Annotated in this window: 6 protein-coding genes; 5 read left to right on the top strand and 1 reads right to left on the bottom strand. The window is 53.8% G+C overall.

The genetic code is table 11. The features are described 5' to 3' along the window. Positions 1 to 862 precede the first annotated feature (862 nt). The gene (panC, locus tag WKK33_RS05460; protein ID WP_337468634.1) at positions 863 to 1735 is read left to right on the top strand and encodes a pantoate--beta-alanine ligase; all 873 of its coding nucleotides are present in this window, start codon (positions 863 to 865) and stop codon (positions 1733 to 1735) included. 18 nt (positions 1736 to 1753) lie between these two features. Next, positions 1754 to 2098, top strand: a complete 345-nt coding sequence (gene panD / locus WKK33_RS05455) for an aspartate 1-decarboxylase (protein WP_215760089.1) — start codon at positions 1754 to 1756, stop codon at positions 2096 to 2098. 105 nt (positions 2099 to 2203) lie between these two features. On the opposite strand, the gene panB is transcribed toward panD, so the two are convergent. Next, positions 2204 to 3022 (bottom strand): 3-methyl-2-oxobutanoate hydroxymethyltransferase, encoded by an 819-nt coding sequence (panB, locus tag WKK33_RS05450; protein ID WP_337932853.1) that lies wholly within the window; start codon positions 3020 to 3022, stop codon positions 2204 to 2206. 99 nt (positions 3023 to 3121) lie between these two features. Here panB and coaBC point away from each other — a divergent pair, with 99 nt between their 5' ends. The 3 genes from coaBC to WKK33_RS05435 are packed head-to-tail and all read left to right on the top strand — an operon-like array spanning position 3122 to position 5998. Continuing rightward, on the top strand, positions 3122 to 4372 hold the full coding sequence (gene coaBC, locus WKK33_RS05445; RefSeq protein WP_337568404.1) for a bifunctional phosphopantothenoylcysteine decarboxylase/phosphopantothenate--cysteine ligase CoaBC: 1251 nt from the start codon (positions 3122 to 3124) through the stop codon (positions 4370 to 4372). Next, entirely contained in the window at positions 4369 to 5202 is an 834-nt protein-coding gene (gene coaW / locus WKK33_RS05440; RefSeq protein ID WP_337568403.1) for a type II pantothenate kinase, read from the top strand. The genes coaBC and coaW overlap by 4 nt, the downstream gene beginning before the upstream one ends. Before the next feature lie 13 nt (positions 5203 to 5215). Further along, positions 5216 to 5998, top strand: a complete 783-nt coding sequence (locus tag WKK33_RS05435; protein ID WP_337568427.1) for a DUF2520 domain-containing protein — start codon at positions 5216 to 5218, stop codon at positions 5996 to 5998. The last annotated feature ends 56 nt before the right edge of the window (positions 5999 to 6054 follow it).

The following is a 6054-nucleotide window of genomic DNA, read 5'->3' as shown; positions in this document are numbered from 1 at the left end:
TACCCCGCCATGCCCTTTCGCTGAATAGTTACGATTTTATCGCATCAGTACTAAAGTTACAATATAATTTTAGAATATGTAACCTTTTTAACTGTGTTAACGTTATATTGTACCGCATGTTCCTCCATGGCAAGCCATCGGTTAATAACCGAAAGATCGCAACAAACTATAGCCCAAACTACACACTTCTTTTCCACGAACCCATCGTTTGGCGTAAATACGCAATTCTCAGAAGATTTACACAACGCCCTTATTATTAGCCACTTACACTCTCAACCCCAACATTCAACACTCCACATTTAACCTTTTCGTCTTGCGGATTGGGCATGTTTCGTGGTGCGAAACATGCCCATCCGCAAGACGATACATGGTCTTTCGCAGCGCGATACCTTAGCTTTCGCAACGCGAAAGATGCCTTATGGCACGAGCTCGGCGCAACGCCGCTCGTTGGAAATGCAAAATTCCGCCATTTCGCTCGCTGGTTCACTCGAAAATCCGACACAACTTTTTAACCAAAAGACCTGACAAGGCACCGCATGGACATCGGCAGAAGAACCATGGGAGGTTAGTGTGCCATGTGCGAAGTGTTTACCTCATTGACCGTTGTCTCCTTAGATACTTTAACCCAAACCGGTCATTAGACCGAAAGAAACGCTGACAAGAATCGAAAAGAAGATAAAACATCTCTGTGTTTCTCCTATTTCGGCCTAATGGCCGATTGGGGGTTAACATCAGCAACAAATTGATTGCGAGCCCTCCATGCGTTATAAGCAATTGGCAGATTATCAAGAAGAAACATCAGACATTTCTTGTCGGTTAGCCAAAAATGTTGTTACTTTGCACTCTCGTAACAAAATAGGCAATGAAAGTATTCACATCAATTGTTGACCTTCAGAACGAGCTCTTCCAGGTTCGCCACGAAGGAAAAGAGGTTGGACTGGTGCCAACCATGGGTGCGCTTCACGAGGGTCATGCCTCGCTCATCAAGCGCAGCGTGAAGGATAACGGAGCCACTGTGGTTTCCGTATTCCTCAACCCCACACAGTTTAACGACCCTGGCGACTTGGAACGCTATCCGCGCACGCTCGACGCCGACTGCAAGCTCTGCGAGGAGTGTGGCGCACAATATGTGTTCGCTCCCTCGGTGAAGGAGATGTACCCCACTCCCGACACCCGCCACTTCGAGTTCCCACCCCAGTCGACGGTCATGGAGGGTGCCAAGCGCCCAGGACATTTCAATGGCGTGTGCCAGGTGGTGAGCCGCCTCTTCTACATCGTGAAGCCCAACCGCGCCTACTTCGGTGAGAAAGACTGGCAGCAGATTGCCGTGGTGAAACGTCTCGTGAGCTATATTGGCTACGATAAGATTACAAAGATTGTGGAGTGCCCCATCGTTCGCGACGCCGACGGACTGGCCAAGAGCTCGCGCAACACACTGCTCGCTCCCGACGAGCGCGCCATCGCTCCACATATCTACGAAGCGCTAAAGAAGAGCGTAGACTATGCCAAGAGCCACACGGTGAAGGAAACACACGATAAGGTGGTGGCCGACATCAACGCCATCGACGGCCTGGATGTGGAGTATTTCGAGATTGTTGACGGAAACACACTGCTCGATGTAAGCAACTGGGACGACAGCAACTATGTGGTGGGATGCATCACCGTGTATTGCGGAAAAACGCCCATCCGACTCATCGACCACATCAGCTACACATCATCAAAGGATAACCAATAAGTTAAAACCCAAAAGATCATGCAAATACAAGTACTCAAAAGCAAGTTGCACTGCGTGACAGTTACCGACGCCAACCTGAAATACCTGGGCAGCATAACCATCGACGAGGACCTGATGGACGCCGCCAACATGATTGCTGGCGAGAAGGTGCAAATTGTAGACAACAACAATGGCGAGCGCTTCGAAACCTACATCATCAAGGGCGAGCGTGGATCGGGATGCATCTGCCTCAATGGAGCCGCAGCACGCAAGGTGCAGATTGGCGACACCATCATCATCATCTCCTATGCGCTCATGGACTTCGAGGAGGCCAAGTCGTTCAAGCCCACCATCGTGTTCCCCAAAGAGGGCAACAAGCTTTAGAAAGAAAACACCATACGTATCATGGTACAAATAAAAAGAGGATGTGTTCGCCACATCCTCTTTATTTGTTTTGACCCAAGTCGGTCATTATTTTGGAGTTAGCCCCTAATAACTCTCCTCGACACTGGGGAAACCTCCCGTCTTCACCGCATCGACATACGCATGCACACCAGCGGTCATCGTCGTAGCCATGTCGGCAAAGTGGCGCAAGAACTTGGGCTTGAAACCCTGTGTCATGCCAAGGGCGTCGGCATAAACAAGAACCTGGCCATCGGTGTCGGGACCGGCTCCAATGCCAATCGTCACGGCCTTCACCTCACGGGTGACCTGTGCGGCGAGCTTGGCCGGAACCTTCTCGAGGGTTATGGCGAAGCATCCTGCGTCGTCGAGGGCGTGGGCATCGGCCAGGAGCTTTGCGGCCTCGGCCTCTTCCTTGGCGCGAAGGCCATAGCCACCCAACTTATGTATGCTCTGCGGTGTGAGGCCCAGGTGGCCCTCCACGGGTATGCCGGCTGCGATAATGGCGCGAATGGTGTCGACAATCTCGGCACCGCCTTCCAACTTCAAAGCATCGGCACCCGTCTCTTTCATGATGCGAACGGCATTGCGAACAGCCTCCTCACGACTCACCTGATAGGAGCCGAACGGCATATCGCACACCACCAGACAGTGGTGGCAGGCGCGAACCACGCCACGGGCATAAACGATCATTTCATCGACGGTGATGGGCAGAGTCGTCTCATTGCCGGCCATCACGTTGGAGGCGGAGTCGCCCACGAGAATAGAATCGATGCCGGCACGGTCCAAAATGCCCGCGGTGGTGAAGTCATAAGAAGTGAGCTGGGCTATCTTCTCACCAGCGGCTTTCATCTCTGCAAATGTCTGTGTTGTAATCTTTTTCTTGTCTGTTGTTAAATATCCCATTACTTATAACTGATTTGAAACTGCAAAGATATATAATTATTTTGTAACTTTGCACCCAATAAGCCAAGAGTCTTAACATAACACCTTATTTAATAGGATATGCTAAAAGGAAAAAAGATTGTGTTAGGCATCACCGGATCGATCGCGGCCTACAAGGCTTGCCTCATCATCCGCGGCCTAATCAAGCGCGGCGCCGAGGTGCAAGTGGTCATCACACCCTCGGGCAAGGAGTTTATCACACCCATTACGCTGAGCGCACTAACCCACAAGCCTGTCATCAGCGAGTTTTTCTCGCAGCGCGACGGCACATGGAACTCGCATGTCGACCTCGGGCTATGGGCAGACGCCATGCTCATAGCTCCCTGCACAGCCAGCACATTGGCAAAAATGGCCAACGGTGTGGCCGACAATATGCTCATCACCACCTACCTGTCGATGAAGGCGCCGGTGTTCATTGCGCCGGCTATGGACCTCGATATGTACCGCCATCCATCGACCCAGCACAACATGGACACCCTGAGAAGCTACGGCAACCATATCGTGGAGCCGGCAAGCGGATTCCTGGCCTCCGGACTGGAGGGCAAGGGACGCATGGAGGAGCCTGAGAACATCATCGCGGCACTGGAGCGCGAACTGGCACACGAGGGCGGCGAAGAGCCTTCGACCACCGAGGGGCGCCCCACCCTATCGGGAAAACGCATCCTCATCACGGCCGGACCCACCTACGAGAAGATCGACCCCGTGCGTTTCATCGGCAACTACTCAAGTGGCAAGATGGGCTTCGCGCTCGCCGAGGAATGTAGGAAGCGGGGAGCGGAGGTAACCTTGGTGGCCGGGCCTGTGGCCTTGCAATGCCATCCCAACATTCACCGCATCGATGTTGAGAGTTGCGAGGAGATGTTCAACGCTGCCACGGAGGCGTTCGCCAACGAGGACGCCGCCATTCTCTGCGCGGCGGTAGCCGACTTCAAGCCGGCTCAGGTGAACGACGTGAAGATCAAGCGCGAGGGCGACGGACTGCACATCGACCTTGTGCCTACGCAGGACATTGCGGCCACATTGGGCAAGATGAAGACGGAACGTCAGCGAATCGTGGCCTTCGCCTTGGAGACCAACAACGAGGAGAAGAACGCGGAGGAGAAACGCAGAAAGAAGAACGCCGACTTCATCGTGCTCAACTCCACCCGCATCCCAGGCACAACCTTCAGAAGCGACGACAACCAGATTGCCATCATCTCGGCCGAAGGCAGAACCAACTATCCCAAGAAGAGCAAAGACAAAGTGGCAGCCGACATCATCGACCAACTGCAGAGGCTACTGAACGAAACCGACAACAACACACAGCAATGAACATAGCCATTGGTATCGACGTAGGGATCTCTACAACAAAGATCGTGGGCATCAGCGAGGGTGAGATCATATCGCCCGTTTGGATCAAGGCCACCGACCCGGTAACATCGCTCTATGGCGCCTTCGGAAAGTTTCTTCACGACAACGACATAAGCCTCAACGAGGTGGAACGCGTTATGCTCACAGGCGTGGGTGCGGCTTACATCGACCGCCCCATCTATGGCCTGCCCACGCATCGGGTCGGAGAGTTTGTGGCCGACGGATTGGGGGCGGCCTTCGTGTCAAGGCTCAACCGCATGATTGTGGTGTCGATGGGCACCGGCACCTCACTGGTGTCGTACGACCATGGCGACATCCGACACATCGGAGGCATAGGCATTGGGGGCGGCACGCTCAACGGATTGAGCCGACTGCTGCTGCAAACCGACAACATTATGCAGATCTCCGAGATGGCTCTCGACGGCGACGTGTCGAACATCAACCTCAACATCGGCGACATATCGGCCCACCCGCTACCAGGCCTTCCTATGGATGCCACAGCCAGCCTATTTGCCAACGCTCAGGGAAACGCACGGCGTGAGGACATCGCGAAAGGACTCATCTGCATGGTGCTGCAAGCCATCGGGTCGGCCACGATTCTCAGTTCGCTCAACAGTGGCATACGCGACTATGTGCTTATCGGAAACCTCTCGCAGCTGCATCAGTGCAAGGAAATCTACCCCAAGCTCGACAAGGTCTACAACGTAAGGTTTATCATCCCAGAGAGAAGCGAGTTTTGTACGGCGATAGGTGCGGCGCTGAGTAAGCCCACGCCTGTCATCGACAAGTAAGAATAGCAACACAATACGAATGAAGATTGTTTTAATAGGTGCCGGAAACCTGGCCACCCACCTTGGCAAGGCCTTGAAAGAAGCCGGACATGACATCTGCCAAGTGTACAGCAGGACGTTGGCGTCGGCCAGCGTGTTGGCCCAAGCCCTCGGTTGCGACGCCACCGACGACCTAACCCTACTGGCAGACGATGCCGACGCGTATATCATCTCGGTAAAAGACTCGGCGTTAGACCAAGTGCCCGCAACGGCCTGCATGGGCCGAGGGAAAGGCGTGTTCTTGCATACAGCGGGATCCATACCTATGGAGGTGTTCAATGGCCGTGTGCCGCACTACGGGGTGCTCTACCCCATGCAGACCTTCTCCAAGGCCGCCGAAGTGGACTTCTCCGTCATTCCCACATTCATAGAGTATAACGACGACGTGGCGGAGAAAACCATCAAGGCCTTGGCCAACTCCATCACGCAACGGGTCTACACGCTGTCCTCTGCCGACCGAAAGTACCTTCACCTCTCGGCGGTGTGGGCGTGCAACTTTGTGAACCACTGCTACCACATCTCTTCCAAGATTCTTGCGGCCCACAACGTGCCCTTCGACGTGATGTTGCCCCTCATCAACGAGACGGCACGCAAGGTGCAAACGCTCTCGCCCCACGAGGCCCAAACGGGTCCTGCCGTGCGCTACGATGAGAATGTGATCAACGCGCAAACGCAGCTGATGGCCGACTCGCCAACATGGCAAAAGCTCTACAGGCTTCTCTCGGAGAGCATACACGAAACACATAAGGGTCAATGATACAAAAGGGGGTGTGTCAAAATTCACACCCTCTTTTAAAATATCACAAAGCCCGA

Origin of the sequence: Hallella sp., from assembly GCF_037460745.1 — a bacterium.
In the GTDB taxonomy this organism is placed as follows: domain Bacteria; phylum Bacteroidota; class Bacteroidia; order Bacteroidales; family Bacteroidaceae; genus Prevotella; species Prevotella faecis.
The sequence above is the reverse complement of the archived record's forward strand: the minus strand, read 5'-3'. Positions and strand labels throughout refer to the sequence as shown.